The 15,280-nt window shown below is 68.9% G+C and carries 16 protein-coding genes; 3 read left to right on the top strand and 13 right to left on the bottom strand.

Annotated features, from left to right (window positions below; genetic code table 11):
* From CQ042_RS16195 to CQ042_RS16185, 3 genes are read left to right on the top strand one after another with little or no spacing between them, the layout of a single operon-like run.
* Positions 1-990 carry a MoxR family ATPase gene (locus CQ042_RS16195; protein WP_105671486.1) on the top strand — a complete coding sequence of 330 codons (990 nt, stop codon included), beginning with the start codon at positions 1-3 and terminating at the stop codon, positions 988-990.
* Between the two features lie 11 nt (positions 991-1,001).
* Positions 1,002-2,192 (top strand): DUF58 domain-containing protein, encoded by a 1,191-nt coding sequence (locus tag CQ042_RS16190; protein ID WP_105671485.1) that lies wholly within the window; start codon positions 1,002-1,004, stop codon positions 2,190-2,192.
* On the top strand, positions 2,179-4,446 hold the full coding sequence (locus CQ042_RS16185; protein ID WP_105671484.1) for a DUF3488 and transglutaminase-like domain-containing protein: 2,268 nt from the start codon (positions 2,179-2,181) through the stop codon (positions 4,444-4,446). The genes CQ042_RS16190 and CQ042_RS16185 overlap by 14 nt, the downstream gene beginning before the upstream one ends.
* Before the next feature lie 34 nt (positions 4,447-4,480).
* Here the strand turns inward: CQ042_RS16185 and CQ042_RS16180 are convergent, their stop codons facing one another.
* The 13 genes from CQ042_RS16180 to mpaB (CQ042_RS16135) all read right to left on the bottom strand — a co-directional run bounded on the left by CQ042_RS16180 (position 4,481) and on the right by mpaB (CQ042_RS16135) (position 15,194).
* A complete protein-coding gene (locus CQ042_RS16180; RefSeq protein WP_105671483.1) occupies positions 4,481-5,371 on the bottom strand; it encodes a rhodanese-related sulfurtransferase in 891 nt (296 codons plus the stop codon).
* Between the two features lie 62 nt (positions 5,372-5,433).
* A complete protein-coding gene (locus CQ042_RS16175; protein WP_105671482.1) occupies positions 5,434-6,168 on the bottom strand; it encodes a hypothetical protein in 735 nt (244 codons plus the stop codon).
* Positions 6,165-6,893: an ABC transporter permease gene (locus tag CQ042_RS16170; protein WP_105671481.1), complete on the bottom strand. Its 729-nt coding sequence runs from the start codon at positions 6,891-6,893 to the stop codon at positions 6,165-6,167. Before CQ042_RS16170 ends, CQ042_RS16175 begins: the two co-directional genes overlap by 4 nt.
* On the bottom strand, positions 6,890-7,606 hold the full coding sequence (locus CQ042_RS16165) for an ABC transporter ATP-binding protein (RefSeq protein ID WP_105671480.1): 717 nt from the start codon (positions 7,604-7,606) through the stop codon (positions 6,890-6,892). The genes CQ042_RS16170 and CQ042_RS16165 overlap by 4 nt, the downstream gene beginning before the upstream one ends.
* On the bottom strand, positions 7,587-9,230 hold the full coding sequence (mpaP, locus tag CQ042_RS16160; protein ID WP_105671479.1) for a daptide biosynthesis intramembrane metalloprotease: 1,644 nt from the start codon (positions 9,228-9,230) through the stop codon (positions 7,587-7,589). Before mpaP ends, CQ042_RS16165 begins: the two co-directional genes overlap by 20 nt.
* A 49-nt stretch (positions 9,231-9,279) precedes the next feature.
* The gene (mpaM, locus tag CQ042_RS16155; protein WP_105671478.1) at positions 9,280-10,104 is read right to left on the bottom strand and encodes a daptide-type RiPP biosynthesis methyltransferase; all 825 of its coding nucleotides are present in this window, start codon (positions 10,102-10,104) and stop codon (positions 9,280-9,282) included.
* Between the two features lie 68 nt (positions 10,105-10,172).
* The gene (mpaA3, locus tag CQ042_RS20800) at positions 10,173-10,292 is read right to left on the bottom strand and encodes an MpaA3 family daptide-type RiPP (RefSeq protein WP_308736986.1); all 120 of its coding nucleotides are present in this window, start codon (positions 10,290-10,292) and stop codon (positions 10,173-10,175) included.
* A 36-nt stretch (positions 10,293-10,328) separates the two neighbouring features.
* Positions 10,329-10,454: an MpaA2 family daptide-type RiPP gene (gene mpaA2, locus CQ042_RS20745; protein ID WP_258132284.1), complete on the bottom strand. Its 126-nt coding sequence runs from the start codon at positions 10,452-10,454 to the stop codon at positions 10,329-10,331.
* 39 nt (positions 10,455-10,493) lie between these two features.
* Complete coding sequence (gene mpaA1 / locus CQ042_RS20740; protein WP_258132283.1) at positions 10,494-10,628, bottom strand: MpaA1 family daptide-type RiPP; 135 nt, start codon at positions 10,626-10,628, stop codon at positions 10,494-10,496.
* A complete protein-coding gene (gene mpaC, locus CQ042_RS16150; protein WP_105671477.1) occupies positions 10,629-11,819 on the bottom strand; it encodes a daptide-type RiPP biosynthesis dehydogenase in 1,191 nt (396 codons plus the stop codon).
* Entirely contained in the window at positions 11,816-13,075 is a 1,260-nt protein-coding gene (mpaD, locus tag CQ042_RS16145; RefSeq protein WP_105671476.1) for a daptide-type RiPP biosynthesis aminotransferase, read from the bottom strand. The genes mpaC and mpaD overlap by 4 nt, the downstream gene beginning before the upstream one ends.
* Positions 13,072-14,121: a daptide biosynthesis RiPP recognition protein gene (mpaB, locus tag CQ042_RS16140; RefSeq protein ID WP_105671475.1), complete on the bottom strand. Its 1,050-nt coding sequence runs from the start codon at positions 14,119-14,121 to the stop codon at positions 13,072-13,074. Before mpaB (CQ042_RS16140) ends, mpaD begins: the two co-directional genes overlap by 4 nt.
* Entirely contained in the window at positions 14,121-15,194 is a 1,074-nt protein-coding gene (gene mpaB / locus CQ042_RS16135) for a daptide biosynthesis RiPP recognition protein (RefSeq protein ID WP_105671474.1), read from the bottom strand. The genes mpaB (CQ042_RS16140) and mpaB (CQ042_RS16135) overlap by 1 nt, the downstream gene beginning before the upstream one ends.
* Positions 15,195-15,280 lie beyond the last annotated feature (86 nt).

Genomic DNA, 15,280 nt, shown 5'->3' with positions numbered 1-15,280 from the left:
ATGTCAGAGAACTCCCCCCTGACCCCGGTGATGATCGATGCCGAACGGTTCGCCGCCCAGACCTCCGCGATCCTCGGGTCGATCGGCCAGGTCATCGACGGCAAGCCGGACGCCGTGCGCAGCGCCCTCGTGTGCCTGCTGGCCGAGGGCCACCTGCTCATCGAGGATGTTCCCGGTGTCGGCAAGACGATGCTCGCCAGGGCCCTCGCCGCGAGCGTGGATGCGACGGTGCGCCGCATCCAGTTCACTCCGGATCTGCTCCCCGGCGACGTCACGGGGGTCTCGGTGTACAACCCCGTCGACCGGGAGTTCGAGTTCAAGCGCGGAGCGGTCTTCGCGCACATCGTGATCGCCGACGAGATCAACCGCTCCTCCCCCAAGACCCAGTCCGCGCTGCTCGAGGCCATGGAGGAGGGGCAGGTCACGGTCGACGGCGCCACCCACCTGCTGCCGGAGCCGTTCCTGGTCGTCGCGACCCAGAACCCCTTGGAGATGGAGGGGACGTACGCCCTTCCCGAAGCACAACGCGACCGTTTCATGATGCGCATCTCGATGGGGTACCCGGACGCCGCCGCCGAAGCGCTCATGCTCCGTCAACGCGACATCGTGAGCCCGCTCGCCGCGGTGTCCCCCGTCGCCGACGCGGCATCCATCGCCCAGCTCATCGCGTGGGCGCGTTCGGTGCACGTGGCACCGGCCCTGGAGGAGTACGCCGTCGCCCTCGCGCAGGCGACCCGCTCCGACCCGAACCTCCATCTCGGCGCGAGCCCCCGTGCCACACTGCAGCTGGTCAGGGCGGCGAAGGTGTGGGCCGCGCTCGACGGACGCGACTATGTGATCCCCGATGACATCACCGCCCTGCTCATCCCCGTCCTCGCGCACCGGCTGCTGCCCGCCCGGGGAGCCCACCGCGCTGGAGCGCAACCGGTCGAGGCCGCGCTCACCCAGATCGTCGAACGGGTGCGTGTGCCCGTCGCGACCCGAACCTGAGCTGGTCGCTGATGCGTCGACGCCGATCCCTCACCCGCCGCGGTACCGGTGCGCTCATCGCCGCACTCGGCTGCATGATCGCCGCGAACGTCCTCGGTGCCCGCGTCCTGCTCTACATGGCGGTCCTGCTGGCCGCGCTCACTCTCTTCTCGCTCCTCGCCGTGCGGCTTCCGCGCCGCTCGGGGACGGTGACGCGGCAGATCTCCACCGATCTGCTCACGGTGTCGGAGACGTCACGCGTGACCGTGCGATTCTCCCTGCGGGCCCTGCGCGTGCCGCGGGGACTGTGGCACGACGTGCTGCCCGATGCGGTGTCCGGAGACTCGGGCGGCGAGTATCCGCCGGAGACGGGCCAGCTCAGCTATCTGATCACCGGTGTCCGACGCGGCGTGTGGCCGCTGGGACCGTTGATGCTGCGCACCGTCGACCCGTTCGGCCTCGCGCAGCGCGAGCAGGCGTTCGGAGACACCCGGAGCGTCACCGTCGTCCCCGAGGTGTTCGCTCTCGCCCCGCTGGCGGTGCGGGTCGGAGCGGCGGGCGGGACGGCGCACACCTCGTCGACCCGCCTCGGGCAGGGCAGCGACAACCTCTCGCCGCGGGGGTACATCCCCGGTGACTCGATGCGCCGTATCCACTGGCGGGCGACCGCCCACCGCGGCCAGCTCATGGTGCGGCAGGAAGAGGAGGAATCGAGTCCCGACGCGGTGGTCGTGCTCGACCGCAGCAGCCGCCGCTGGGATGCCCCCGGAGCCGAGGCCGATCCCGCGTTCGAAGCCGCCGTGTCGCTCTGCGCCTCCTCGGCCGTCCATCTCGCTTCGGAGGGGTACAGCGTCGATGTCCTCGACAGCGCCGGCACCCTGCTCGGTGCCCTTCGTGGCCATGAGGACGACCGCGACGGCCTGCTGGTGGCACTCGCGATGGTCACGCCCCGAGGGGAGAGCCGGGATCTGACAGCGCTCATCGGCGGGACGCCTCCCGGTCCGCTGGTGTACATCACCGGGCGCCTGGATGAAGAGGATGCCGCGCTGCTGCGTCCGGCAGGGGCGGCGGCCCCGATGCTGTTCGGCACCGACCTGCTCCCCGGTGCCGCTGAGGCGTCCATCCCGCACGGATGGACGGTGGTGGCGCTCGGCCCCGATATCGCCGAGGCCTGGGAGGATGCCGTCTCGGCGCGGATCGGGGTCGGCGATGTTCCGCGCTGAGCACGCGCCGGCGACGTCGGCCGTCCCCGCACGGAAACCCCCGCGCTGGCACCGCGACCGCGAGGAGAGGACCGGCGTGCTCGCGCCGGGCGCACTGGCCGCGACGGCCGCCCTCGTCGCGATGTGGCCGTTCACGTCGGTCCTCGCTCCGGGTGCCTGGTCCCTCACCGTCCTCACCCTCGTCGTCGCCGTCGTGGGCACCGGGATGATCGTGCGTCATCTGCTTCGCCGGCGAGCCGGGTGGTTCCGGGACGCCACCGCCCTCCTCGTGCAGCTCGTCGTGGCGATCGCCGTCCTCACGCTGTTGGTGGCCGGCGACACCGCTCTCTTCGGGATCATCCCGACGTCGTCGTCGCTGACCCTGTTCGGCGCGCTCGGCGCTGCCGCCGTCGAGGCGATCGTGTTCGGCTCCGCGCCGCTCGACGCCTCCCCCGGGCTGACTGCCGCGATGGGTGCCGGCTTCGCCGTCGTCGCGATCGTCCTCGATCACCTCGTGGCGCACCGATCGGCAGTGCTCGCGATCGTGGTGACCGGAGTCGTCGGAGCCGTCCCGATGATCGTCACCCTGGGTGATACCAACGTCGTCTGGTTCGTGCTCTTCGGAGTCTTCGCCCTCGTTCTCTTCCGGTACACGGCACTCCAGCATCCGGAGTCTCCGCGCCGGTCCTCGACCTCGCTGGCCGTCGCCGTCGGAGCTGCGGCGCTGGTCACGACGGTGGCGATCGCCCCCGCCCTGCCCGTCGCCACCAACCTCGCCGGCACCGGAGTCGGCGTCACGGTCGACGCGTCACTCCGACTCGGCGACGATCTGCGACAGCCCAACCCCGTCGAGGTTCTGACGGTCGCGGCGAAGGGGGAGACCGCCCCCTACCTGCGTCTGACCACCCTCAGCCGTTTCGACGGCCGTGTCTGGCAGCCCGATGACGGTGAGCTGCAGTCCCAGGAAGACGGATTCGGCGCCCCGGAATGGGGCGAGGGCATCGCGACGGAGGAGCAGAACACGTCGATCCGCATCCTGCGGATGTCGAGCTCATGGCTTCCGGTCCCCTATCCCGCCACGGCGGTGCAGGGGCTGAGCGCATCGTGGCGGGTCTCTCCCGACAACCGCACGCTCTTCTCCCGCAGTGCCGACGCGGTCGGCAACGACTACACCGTCAGCTCCACGCGACTCATCCCCACGCTCGAGCAGATCCGTGCCATCGATGCCGCGGAACCGACCGTCGATCCCGATGCCGAGCCCGTGGAGCTGCCCGCCATCATCGCCGACCTCGCGGCCGAGGTCACCGCGGACGAGACCACCGACTACGACCGGCTCGTGACGCTGCAGAACTGGTTCCGTGCGCAGTTCGCGTATTCGTTGGAGACCCCGGTGGAAGAGGGCTTCGACGGCACCGGCGCCGAAGCCGTGGCCCAGTTCCTCGAGACGCGCTCCGGATACTGCGTGCACTTCGCCGGAGCCTTCGCGCTGATGGCCGAGAGCCTGGGCATGCAGGTTCGCATCGTCGTCGGCTACCTTCCCGGCTCGCTGTCCGACGAGAAGCGTGGCACCGAATCGGTCTTCTCCGTGACCAGCGATCAGCTGCATTCGTGGCCCGAGGTGCTGTTCCCCGGCGTGGGCTGGGTTCCGTTCGAGCCCACGGCCTCGCTGGGAGTGCCCACCGCCTTCCGTGCCGGCGTCACGCAGAGCGGCGGTCCGGGAAGCCCGTCGACGCCCGCCCCGACGACGGCCCCTCGGGCGGAGGAGACGTCCGGCCCCGAGGTCGATCGCGGCGATGCCGCGAACAGCCCGACCGGTGCGGACGATCTGCGCCGCCTCGATCCCACGCCCGTCGTCTTCACTGCTCTCGGCGCCGTGCTCCTGCTGCTGCTTCCCGCGCTCATCCGATTCGCCGAACGCCGCACCCGCCTGGGCCGAGCTCGGCGCGGGGACCCGGCGGCCGCATGGGCCGAGCTCCGCGACACCCTCATCGATCTGCAGTTGCCGGTGACCGATGCCGACACACCCCGTGTGCGCGCGTCGGGACTGGTGCGGGAGAACAACGTGGATCCGGCGGCGCTGCGCCGTCTGACGGATGCCGTCGAACAGGCGAACTATGCACGATCGGGCGAGGTCGCGTCCGATCTCGCCGAGCCGTTGCGCACCGTCCTCACGCAGCTGCGCGACAGCGTCGATCGGCCGACCAGGATGCGAGCGGCCCTGCTCCCGCGTTCGCTGTATGCGCCCCGGGCCGCCGAGCCCGGAGTGACGGTCTGAGCGGCCCGCCGGGGCCGCGCGGCCCCGTCCGGTCTCAGGTCGCGTGCACCGTGCAGGGCACGGCGTCGCAGGCGTCGCACACCACGAACTGCGATCGGCAGGAGAGATCAGGACAGTTCGCGGTGCGCTTGGTGGGCGCACCGCATCCGACGCATTCCCCGATGACCCTGGCGTGGTCGGAGAAGTCGACGGAGCCACGGCCGTCGAACACGTACAGCGAGCCGTCCCACAGGCCGTCGTCGCCGTACTTCTCGCCGTAGCGGACGATGCCGCCCTCGAGCTGGTACACCTCGCCGAAGCCGCGAGCCGTCATCAGGCTCGATAGCACCTCGCAGCGGATCCCCCCGGTGCAGTAGGTGACGACGGGCTTGCCCTTGAGGTCGTCGTAGGCACCCGAGTCGAGGAGCCGCACGAAGTCCCTGGTCGTCTCGGCGTCGGGCACGACCGCGCCGCGGAACCGTCCGATCTGCGCCTCCAGGGCATTCCGGCCGTCGAAGAACACCACCTCGTCGCCGCGTTCGTCGATCAGGCCGTGCAGCGCTTCGGGGGTCAGACGCGTGCCCCCACCGACGACGCCGTGCTCGTCGACGCGCAGCTCGCCCGGCGCGCCGAACGACACGATCTCGTCCCGCACCTTGACGCTCAGCTTCGGGAAGTCGACGCTCCGGCCGTCGGCATCCAGCCCGGTGCCCTCGCTCCACTTGATGTCGGCGTCGGCGAACGGGGCATACGAGCGGAAGGACCGCAGCCACTTCTTCAGCACCCCGATGTCGCCGCCGAGCGTGCCGTTCACGCCGTCCTTCGAGATGAGCAGACGTCCACGAAGACCGAACGCCTCGCCGAGGTCGCGTTGCCAGACGCGGATGGCCTCGGGGTCGGCGAGAGGCGTGAACGCATAGAAGAGGACGATCTTGGGTGTTGCCACCTAGGGATCCTACGTCGTCCACGCCCGCCCGCCTGAACACCCGCTGATGCGGCGCGAGGCCACTACTTCACGTCACGATTCATGAACACGGCCCCTCCCGTGAGAAGAGCGGCGAGCGTCCAGCCGGCGGCCACCAGCACAGCCAGAGTGCTGTCCAGACTGTCTTTCGGCATGATCCCCACGGCGGTCAGGTCGAACCGGAGAGCCGCGAGCATCGCAAGGAGCGGGAGGTAGACGGCCCCGCCCTTCCAGAACAGCGCCACGAGCATCGCCGCTCCCAAGGACAGCGAAGCGACGAACAGGGCCACGAGATGAGCCTGGACGACGACGCCGATCCCCATTCCCCACAGGCCCGCAACCGCGCCGAGCGCCAGCGTGGATCCGACCACCGACCACTCCATCGGAACACCGCCCAGGGTGACCATCAGCGCCGTGTGCCCGCCGACGACTCCCGCGAGCGCGACGAGCGCACCGCCGACGGCCGACGCGGGGATCCTGGCGAGGAAGACCGCCCGCCGAGGCTGCATCGTCAGACGCTGGGCGATGACACCATCCCGGCGGTCGATCGTATAGCGGAATGATCCGTAGACAGCCGCGAGGACCGCGCCGTACGTCGCGATCACGGCACCGAACGGCGCGGTCAGCTCGTCTCGCATGCCGGCAGGCGCATCCGCGATCTGCGGCGGGATGCTCGTCGCCAGAGTGAGCGCCATCACGAACGCGGCCGCCGCCACTCCGAGGAGGACGACGTCGCCCACGAAGCTCAGCGCCTGCGCGCGAAGGGCCCGACGGATCACCCGGTCCTCCGATGCCCACCGACCCACGCGATCGCAACCACCCCGACGGTCCACGCCAACCCGACGCCGACGGCAGGTAGGAACTCCAACAGCCGATCCTGATATCCGGGAACCCCCAGGGCCGCGATGGCCAATCCGGGCGAGAACTTCGCCACCTCCGGCGCTGTGCGCAGCAACCCGAACTCCACGACCATCGGGAAGACGAGAACGAGGATCGCGGTCGCGTAGTAGTTTCGGGTGATCCAGCCGATGGCTCCCCCGATGAGGGCGCCGAGAACCGCGCCGGCGAGCGCGCCCGCATAGGTGCTCCACGCGCTCTCGGTGAGAGCGAGCGCCAGGCCGTCCTGGAGAAGGAAGACGGAGACGCCCGCCGTCCACACCACGGAGACGCAGACGGTGAGCGCGACGGAGATGGCTGTTCCCGCGACGAGCTTGCCCCAGAACGCGCGACGGAAGCCGACTCCGGTGAGCGTCCTCTCCATCGAGTCGTAGTAGTACTCGCGCGTCACGGCGTACGCGCCGACGAAGGCCGCGGAGATGACGGACCAGGCGAGCGGCTCCAGAAGACGGGTGGTGGCCGCGGCGGAGTCGGCGCCGGTGAGATCGAGGCGCGAGCCATCGGAGAAGAGCACGAAGGCGGGCATGAGGACGGCGACGAGGTATACCGGCAGCACCGAGAGCCCGCTCACCGAACGCAGCATCTCGCTGCGGATCGCGTTCCTCATGCGGACGCCCCTCCCACGAGATCGAAGTACTTGCTCTCGAGCGAGTCGGCTTCCCCCGTGACGAGGTCGCTCAACGGGCCGGCGAAGAGCACACGCCGTTTGATCACGACGACCTCGTCCACGAACTGTTCCAGCTCCGCGAGCTGATGGCTGGCGACGAGCACGGTGCCACCACGTTCGGCATAGCCGCGGAGGAAAGTCCGAAGCCAGCGGATGCCATCGGGGTCGAGCCCGTTCGCCGGCTCGTCCAGGATGAGTGTTCGCGGTGACCCGATGAGGGCTGCGGCCAACCCGAGCCGCTGGGCCATCCCCGTCGAGAACGTCTTCACACGGCGACGGGCATCCGCCGTGAGCCCCACCTCCTCGAGCACCTCGTCGACGCGCCCACGGGGAGCGCCGGCCGCGAGTCGAGAGATCTCCAGGTGCCGCCTCGCCGAGATACCCACCTCGAAGCCGAATCCATCCATGTGGACGCCGACATGCGATGCGGGGTCATCCCAGGCGGAGAACGGCTCGCCATCGATCACGCACTCGCCGCTCGTCGGCTTGAGCAGGCCGACGAGCGCTCGCAGCGTCGTCGACTTCCCCGCGCCGTTCGGGCCCAGGAGGCCGACGACCGACCCACGCGGCACGACGAACGACAGCTCCTCGACCGCGGTCCGACGACCGTACTTCTTCGTGAGTGCTCGGACTTCAATGGCGTGGTCGTTCATCCTCATCCCTTTCCTCCCCTTCGCTCTGAAGGGTCGACAACGGCAGCGTCACTCCGGTCGCCCAGAGCATCTGCCACAGGTTTCTCTCGCCGATCTCGATGCGCGCCTGCCCCGTCGACGGCACACTCCCGCTCTCCGGGGAGACGTCCACCTCGGCGACGGCCACCGCGGGGACGGTCACGCCCTCCGCCGTCACGGGGAAGAGCGCGTCGAGAGGCACCGTCGTCGGCTCCGGTCGCTGAGGCCAGGCCGTTCCTCCGCCGACCTCCTCGTTCGCGAGGATGCCGCTGCTCAGCAGGACCACGGGGGCTCCCCCTGGCACGTCGGCCTCGGCACCCTCTCCCCCGTGCACGAGGAGAACCCGGTCACCCCGCGTGACGAAGCCGAGCGTCGCCGTCACCGGTACGGGGATGACGGCTCCTGCCACGGCGATGCTCGCGACGACTGCGGCGCTGACGGCGACGAATCGGAGCCGCGAGACACCCGATCGGAGCACCCGGTGCAGGGCCCTCGCGAGGAGCACCACGCCGACGAGGACGACGACGGATTCCAGCGCGACCACGAGGAGGCCGAGGACCGGGCCGCCGCCGGCGAGCACTCGATTCGCCCGGGCGACGGCGAACGACACCAAGACCACCGGAGCGATGAGGCTTGCCAGACCGAACGGCACGCTCCACCAAGCATCCAGGCTGCGGCTCATCCGCCGTCCCCCGAACAGGAATCGGGTGAGAAAAGTCCCGCCGTCGTGAATCGTTCGCACTCGGAGATTCGGCTCGTCGAGCGCGCTCATCAGCGCGATGTACCCGTCGAACCGCACGAACGGAATCAGATTGATCAGCACGATGGCGACGCAGGAGACGGCGAGGAGCAGCAGGGCGTGCTGGATCTCCGGGAGCGGAAGGACGAGCGCAACGATGAGCGCGAGGGCAGCGACGACGGCGTGCACCGCGGGTCCCGCCAAGGCGACCGCCGCGCGTTGCCGACGGTCCGGGAGACGCCAACCGTCCGTCACGTCGACGAAGAACGCGGGGGTGAGGTAGAAGAGCATGATGCCCGCGCGGCGAGGCCTGCCCCCGAACCTCGTGAGCGTGAGTCCGTGTGCGCTCTCGTGGAGCACCGTGATGAGCGAGAGGGCTGCCACGAGACCGATGAGGCTCACGAGGGGCACGGGCACGGTGAGGACGTCGCGCAGATCCCTCGCCTGAACCGTGGCGGCCAGAAGCCCCGCGCACAGCAGAACAGCGCCCGAGACCAGGGACGCCCGACGTGAGAACGGGACGATCAGACGGTCCAGTCGGCGGAAGATGCCCGGCGCACGAAGCGTCGCGACCTGCAGGGTGAACGGTGGCCGATAGGTCAGCCGGCCCGGCGGGAGCTTCGTGTCGCCGTCGAGGAGTCCGCTGGCGCGGAAGCGCTGCACGAGTCGAAGGAAGCTCTCCGAGGATTCGGATGCCGCGAACCGCCTGTGCAGATCGCGAAGCGCGGTTTCTCCGTCCATCGCGGTGAGCAGTTCGACGACCGTTGTCGAGACCCTCGATGAAGGCACGCCGTGCCGCATCGCGATCCATGCCGCTTCGTCCGCCGTTTCCTCGAAGGTGACGCCGGAAGCCAGGAGCGGGGACATGTCGGCCGTGAGCGGAGGCGTCGCTTGGGAGGCGCGTCGACGAGCGAAACTACTCCACGGCATCGTCATCCGCTGCTTTCCGGGGTCCCGCCGAGGTCTTCAGCAGGAGGATCTCCGCTCCGCTGTCCGTGCGAACGGGGAACACCGCCGGTTCGGCGAAACCGGCATCGACGAGCTCTCGCGAAAGGACCTCGGGGGTGAGCACTCGCAGACGGCTGGTGAACACCGTGACTTCGCCGCCGTCCACCAGATCGGAGGCGCGCACCCAATTCACGAGACGTGCTGCGCCGTCCTCTTCCATCTGCTGGGAGAAGAGGTAGATCTCATCTCCGTCGGGCCCGGGAACCACGATCTCCTCCTCTCTCGGCACCGTGAGGGTCGCAGCCGAGGAACCTGCCGCGACCGTGAAGGCGAAGACGCCTCCCGCGGCGAGGTGGCGATGCACGTTCGCGTAGAGACGCGACCGCCCCGCGCGGTCGAGCAGGGTGATCGACGTCGCGCCGACGATGACGAGCTCGTATCGCCGCCCCAGGGAGAAGTCGCGCATGTCCGCGACGACGCACTCCACCATCGAGTGGTCCGGCACCGCACGGCGCAGGTGGGCGAGCATGTCGTCGGAGAGGTCGATGGCGGTCACCCGTCTGCCGGACCGGACCAACGGAATCGTCAACCTCCCGCCCCCGGCGGCGACATCGAGGATCGGACCCTCGACATGTCTCGCGAGCGCCAGCACCTCCCTGATCTCGGCACGGTCGTGACCGACCAGTCGCTCGTAGAAGTCGGTGCCGGTCCCCGCGTACAGGTCCTGCTCCCGGGGCACGGCGCCGACACCATCGAGTCGCGCCGAAAGGGCTTCGGTGATCAAGTCAGGCATTTCACACATCGCCTCTCCGCAGGGGACAAAGGGGGTGCGGGCGCGTCCGGCGCGCCCGCACCCTTCGATCAGGTCGCGATCGCGGCAGCACCGCCGATGATGGCGATGATGTAGCTCGCGTGCTCCCACCATTCGAGCGGTGCGTCGATCTGTTCGAGTTCGAGGAACTCCAGCGTTCTCGTCTGCAATTCATACCTCCTGGGTCGAATCTGCGAATGCGATTCCTACGTCAGAGCGAGGATCCCGATGATCACGCCAACGGCGAATCCTCGCATGTAGTCATCGGCGTCATTCAGCGCTTCCATGGCCTCGAGTTCGGTGAACTCGAGCTTCGGCATCGTGCCTTGCATGCTTCCCTCCCTTCTCATTTCGGTTCTTCCCGCCGACGATCACGTGGCAGCGGCCGCGCCGATCCCGATGAGGACCAGAGCACTTCCCACACCTCTGTAGAAGCTCTCCCAACTGGGGGCCTCCATCTCGTCCAGTTCCTGGAAGTGGATCTGCGTCTCCACAGCGTTGTTCATTCAATTCACCTCCTTCGTGCCGATCATCGAAGGTCGGCGCGCATCGCCGACCGGCTGAGGGCTCCAGCAGGAATCGCGGAGCACATCACCGAAGTCATCCGCGACGAGACCGGGGAGCATCGGTTTGCGGTTTCCCCACGAGCTCTCCGTCGCCGCGGCGATGAGGCCGATGTCGTGAGCGGTCGGCGCCGGCGGACACGGAATCCCCCAGCGTTCGATGAGCGCCGCGACTCCGGTGGGCGGATCGAGAGGCAATGTCGAACCGGCCGTGGATCGCGCCCAGAAGTCGTCCAGGCTCGCTGCGTCGCCCCATCGCGTGTCTCCGGAGCGGATCCGACGCCAGACCGCGGCGATGACCGCCGCGGTGGCACTCATCTTGCGGATCCCCAGCACGAAGGCGACTTCGTTCGCCACATACCAATGACGGGCGCTGTAGGGGTCTGGGCCACGGAGCGCCGCGCTCCGCTGGGTGGCCGCGCTCAATCGTGCGAGGTGCAGCCTTCCCGCGGCCGAACCGTGATCGCGCGTGCCGGCCTCCAGGAGAGCCTTGCCGAGGGCGATCGCATCCCGGCGGCTCCTGGCGCTCCTCCGAGAACTCGTCGAGGCGCCTGCGAGACGGAGGAACGCCTCCAGCGCTCCCTCCCGGGCGGTCTCGCGCGAGAGAGTGACCAGGTTGCAGGGATCGATGAGGGCATGGCGCGGTCTCAGGGAACGCCCGACGATCAGTCGGTAGCCGCATTCGTTCCTGAGGATTCCGACGCTGTTCGTCTCCGATGACGTGCCGAGTGTCGTCGGCACGGCAACGATGTCCACGGGTGGCGGAGCATCGGGCAAGAGGGTCAACGCCGACCTCGAGGCGTGTCCGAGGGCGTAGTCGAACACCCGTCCGGGGACCAGCGCGAGCGCGGCGATCTTGCTCGCGTCGAGAACACTTCCTCCTCCGACCGCCACGATCAGTTCCGGCGGTCGACGAACGATCTCGCGCGCGATCGTGCGCACGACCGAGACATCGGCCGATGCCGCGTGCACCTTCATCGTCTTCACCGAGCACCCGGCGACGACAGGGACGGTGAGCGCCGCATCCACGATCACGAGCGTCTCGCGCCCCGCCGCGAGACGCGTCGTCATCTGTCGCGCGATGCCCTGGCCGTGCCAGAGCGTGGGGACCCGCCCGGCGAAGTCCGAGGTCACGCCGACACCGCCTGTCCCTGAGCCAGACCGGCGCGCACAGCCGTATCCAGCTCGAGAATCTCACTCGGGGTGAAACCGTATGCCGGAATCAGTTCGATGGAGCTGGGGCCGGGTTGCACCACGACGCCGTTGCCGGCGATGGCGGAGACGACTCGAAGCACGTCGGGACCGGAGAGAGGACTCCCGTCCTGATTGCGAAGCCCCAGGCCCAGGAAGCAGCCCTTCCCCGTGATCTCCGTGATCAGACCATCCGACTCCCATGACCTCACCAGGTGCGACAGGTCGATCGCCAGCGCCTGCGTCGTGGATTCCACGTCGATGCGTCGCAGTTCTTCGATGACGGCGACGATGGCCGCCGCGCAGGCCGGCGTCCCCGCCTGCGTCTCACCATGGACGAAGGTCCAACCGCCGCGCACGAACTCGGAGGCGACACGCGGTCCGACGAGGAGTGCCGAGGCACCCATCGCGCCATTCGTCAGCGCTTTCGAGAGAAGGAGGATGTCCGGTGCAGAGGCCCATCCGTCGGTGGCGAACATCTTTCCGGTGCGGCCGAAGCCCGTCGCCACCTCATCGGCGACGACGAGGAACCCGTACTCCTCGCGCAGGGCGAGGAGGCGAGAGATGAACGCGTCCGACAGCGCGTACGCACCACTGCCGAGAACGGGTTCGACGACGACCGAAGCCACTCTGGTCCCCTCCCGCTTCAGCAGTGTTTCCAGCTCTTCGCCGTCATCGTCGTGAGCGACATGTCTCACCGACCTGCGGTCGACGCCGTAGACGGATTGCAGGAGGTCGTCTCCGCTCAGCGCATGGCTGCCGTACATGGTGCCGTGATAACTGCCTCTCAGCCCGACGGCGAGCGAACGCGACGCGCTTCCCTTCTGCGACCAGTACTGTCTGGCGAGCTTCACCGCAGCGTCGTTCGCGGCCCCGCCCGAGGTGGAGAAGATGACTCTGCGGTATGTGGCCGGGTTCGCGAGCTCGATGAGAGCTTCAGCCGCGACCTCCGCATACCGGTGCGGTGCTCGGAAGAGCGTCAGGTAGGACGCATCGTGCGTCGCTCTGTTCACGGCCTCGGTCACCGCCGGATTGCCGAAGCCGAGAGGAACGTTCCACAGTCCGCTCGTCGCACACAGACGCGTGGATCCATCGGCGAACTCGATGCGGTTTCCCGTGGCGCCGACGGCGACTCGGTCTGGCGGGAATGTCGCGTCCGCGGGGAGCATCGAGGTCCACAGCGCGTGTGGAACGGTCACCTTCCGCCCCCATTCGTCGGGCACGAGGCTGAGACCCGCCTGCCGAAGTGGATGTCGAGCACGGTGACGGCTTCGTGGCACAGGGCCTCCGCTGCCGACCTGCGCGTGCCGAGTCGCCGCGCCAGGCGCTCGGCAGCGACCTCCGGTGTGCTGGAGCTCTGTGTCACGGCGACCACTTCGGCGGTCACCGGCGAGAGCGACTGGCGGCGCAGAGTCCTCGTGTCGGCGAGCATGAAGCCTTCAGCGGTCTCCAGCAGGAACGGATCCGCGGTGACCGGTTCGGCATCCGCGAGGTCATCGTCGGTGAGGGACCAGCCGAATCCGGAAATCTTGACGGCACCGTTCGCAAGGCGGAGCATCTTCATCAGATCCGTGGCGTCGAGGTAGCGCTCGATCCACTCACGACCTCGGTGGTCGGCCGCGAGCAGATCTCCGGGTGCTCGGTATCCCCACACCGCGGCACGTGGGAGAGGGACCGCGAGCACCGTCTGCAGGTCGTCGACGTCGCCGATGACCTCCCCCTGCACGCCGAGGCTGATCGCGCCGTCCGTACCCACCCTGATGGCGCGAGGGGTCTCGAGACCATCGGGATTCACCAGAGCGCGGCGATTCGCGAGGAGGACCCGGGGGTCGAGCAGGGCCGACGGAAAGACGCCCGTCCGGCGAGCGAGCTCCGCGTCGTCGACGAAGGCCCGGCAGCTCGGCTCGTCGACGAGGCACACCGCTGTGGGGCCGACGATCTGCACGAACGACGCGGCGATGTAGTCCTGGAGCTCGACGCCGCGTTCGCCGAAGAAGAGCTCGTCTCCGATCTCACGAAATCCGCCGCTGTAGGGGACGGCTCGAGCCGGGCCGTCATACGGTCCGCTCCCCACGGGCAGAAGAACCGCGTCTTCGGGTCCGGCCGCGCCGGTGATGCCGTCGGCGGCGGCTCCGCTGTCGAGGAGGAACACCCGCGAATACTCGTTCTGCTCTCCGGTGACCCATTCCCGGAGAGCCCGGGCGCCGACGACCTCCGGGTCGGATCCCTCGCCCCCGTCTTGCATCAGGCACCATCCCGTCGGTTCGCGGTGAGGTGGAGGCCGGCCGCCGCGAACCTCGCCTGGAGCTCGCGCACCACCGGGGCGACGCTGCCGACCCGCTGACCGGTCTCCGCAGCGAGCAGGGCCGATGCCGCAGCCTCGTCCGCCGTCGCGATGAGACATTCGGCCGCGCGTGCGGCGTCGATTCCGAGCCGGAAGCGTCTGCCGCGCGCCGCATCGATCAAGACGTACTCCTCACCGTCACCGGTGAGGAGGTACGGCGCGTCCGCGGAGACGGCTCCCGCGAGCGCGGGAAGGTCTTCGAGTGCTCGAACGAGGTGCCCGCCGAAGCCCGAGATGGCGGGACGGCTCGGGACACCGTCCCAATGACGCAGCAGATCGAGCGCACCCACGTACCTCGCGAGCCACGGCCGGTCGTCGAGGTCGGCCTCGAGCATCCCGCAGTCGACGATGCACGCGAACGCCCGCCCTCGCCCTGCCTCTTCGAGCGCACGGGCTTCGAGATCCGCGCGTTCATCGCCGGTCACGCCGAGGAGGAGGCCGTCCGGCCCGTCGCGGTACTCGCCGTCCCGGGTCATATGCACGCGTACGAGCGAGTCGCCCGCGGGGTCGGCACCGAGGAACGACGCGATCGAGTCGAGGAGCACGGCGTTGCTCAGCAGCTGATCGACGAAGACACCGGAGTCCCTCGCCATGTCGGCATCGCCGAGGAACGCAGCCACTCCCTCCGCGCGACCCTGCCGGATGACGGTGGGCGCGAGGATCGTGATGAACGGCGCCGCGACGTAGTCCTGCAATTCGTAGCTGCGTCTGTCGCCGAGCATCATCTCGTCACCCGGCTCGCGAAACCTCCCGTCGTATCCGACGACCCGCGGGTCGCGATGCAGGGCCGAGCCCGTCGGAGCGAACACGACATCGCCGGGTCCGGCCTGGCTCAGCACCTCCGCGACATGCTCCCCGGACTCGAGGAAGAACACCGCGCCCTCGAGGATCGCGCGTCTTCCGCTGACGTACTGCTCGAATGCCGTCGTGGTGCGGTGGTCGCTTCGTGGTGCCGTGACCGAGTTCGCGCGCATGCTCCCCCTCAGGACGTCGCATCCCCAGTGAAGGCTTTTCGTCCTCACATGAGGCTATCTGAGTCACATGTGACATGCAATATTCC

The sequence above is a fragment of the Microbacterium sp. MYb62 genome (genome assembly GCF_002979475.1).
In the GTDB taxonomy this organism is placed as follows: domain Bacteria; phylum Actinomycetota; class Actinomycetes; order Actinomycetales; family Microbacteriaceae; genus Microbacterium.
Note: the sequence above shows the minus strand (reverse complement) of the source record. Positions and strands in the feature narration are given on the sequence as shown.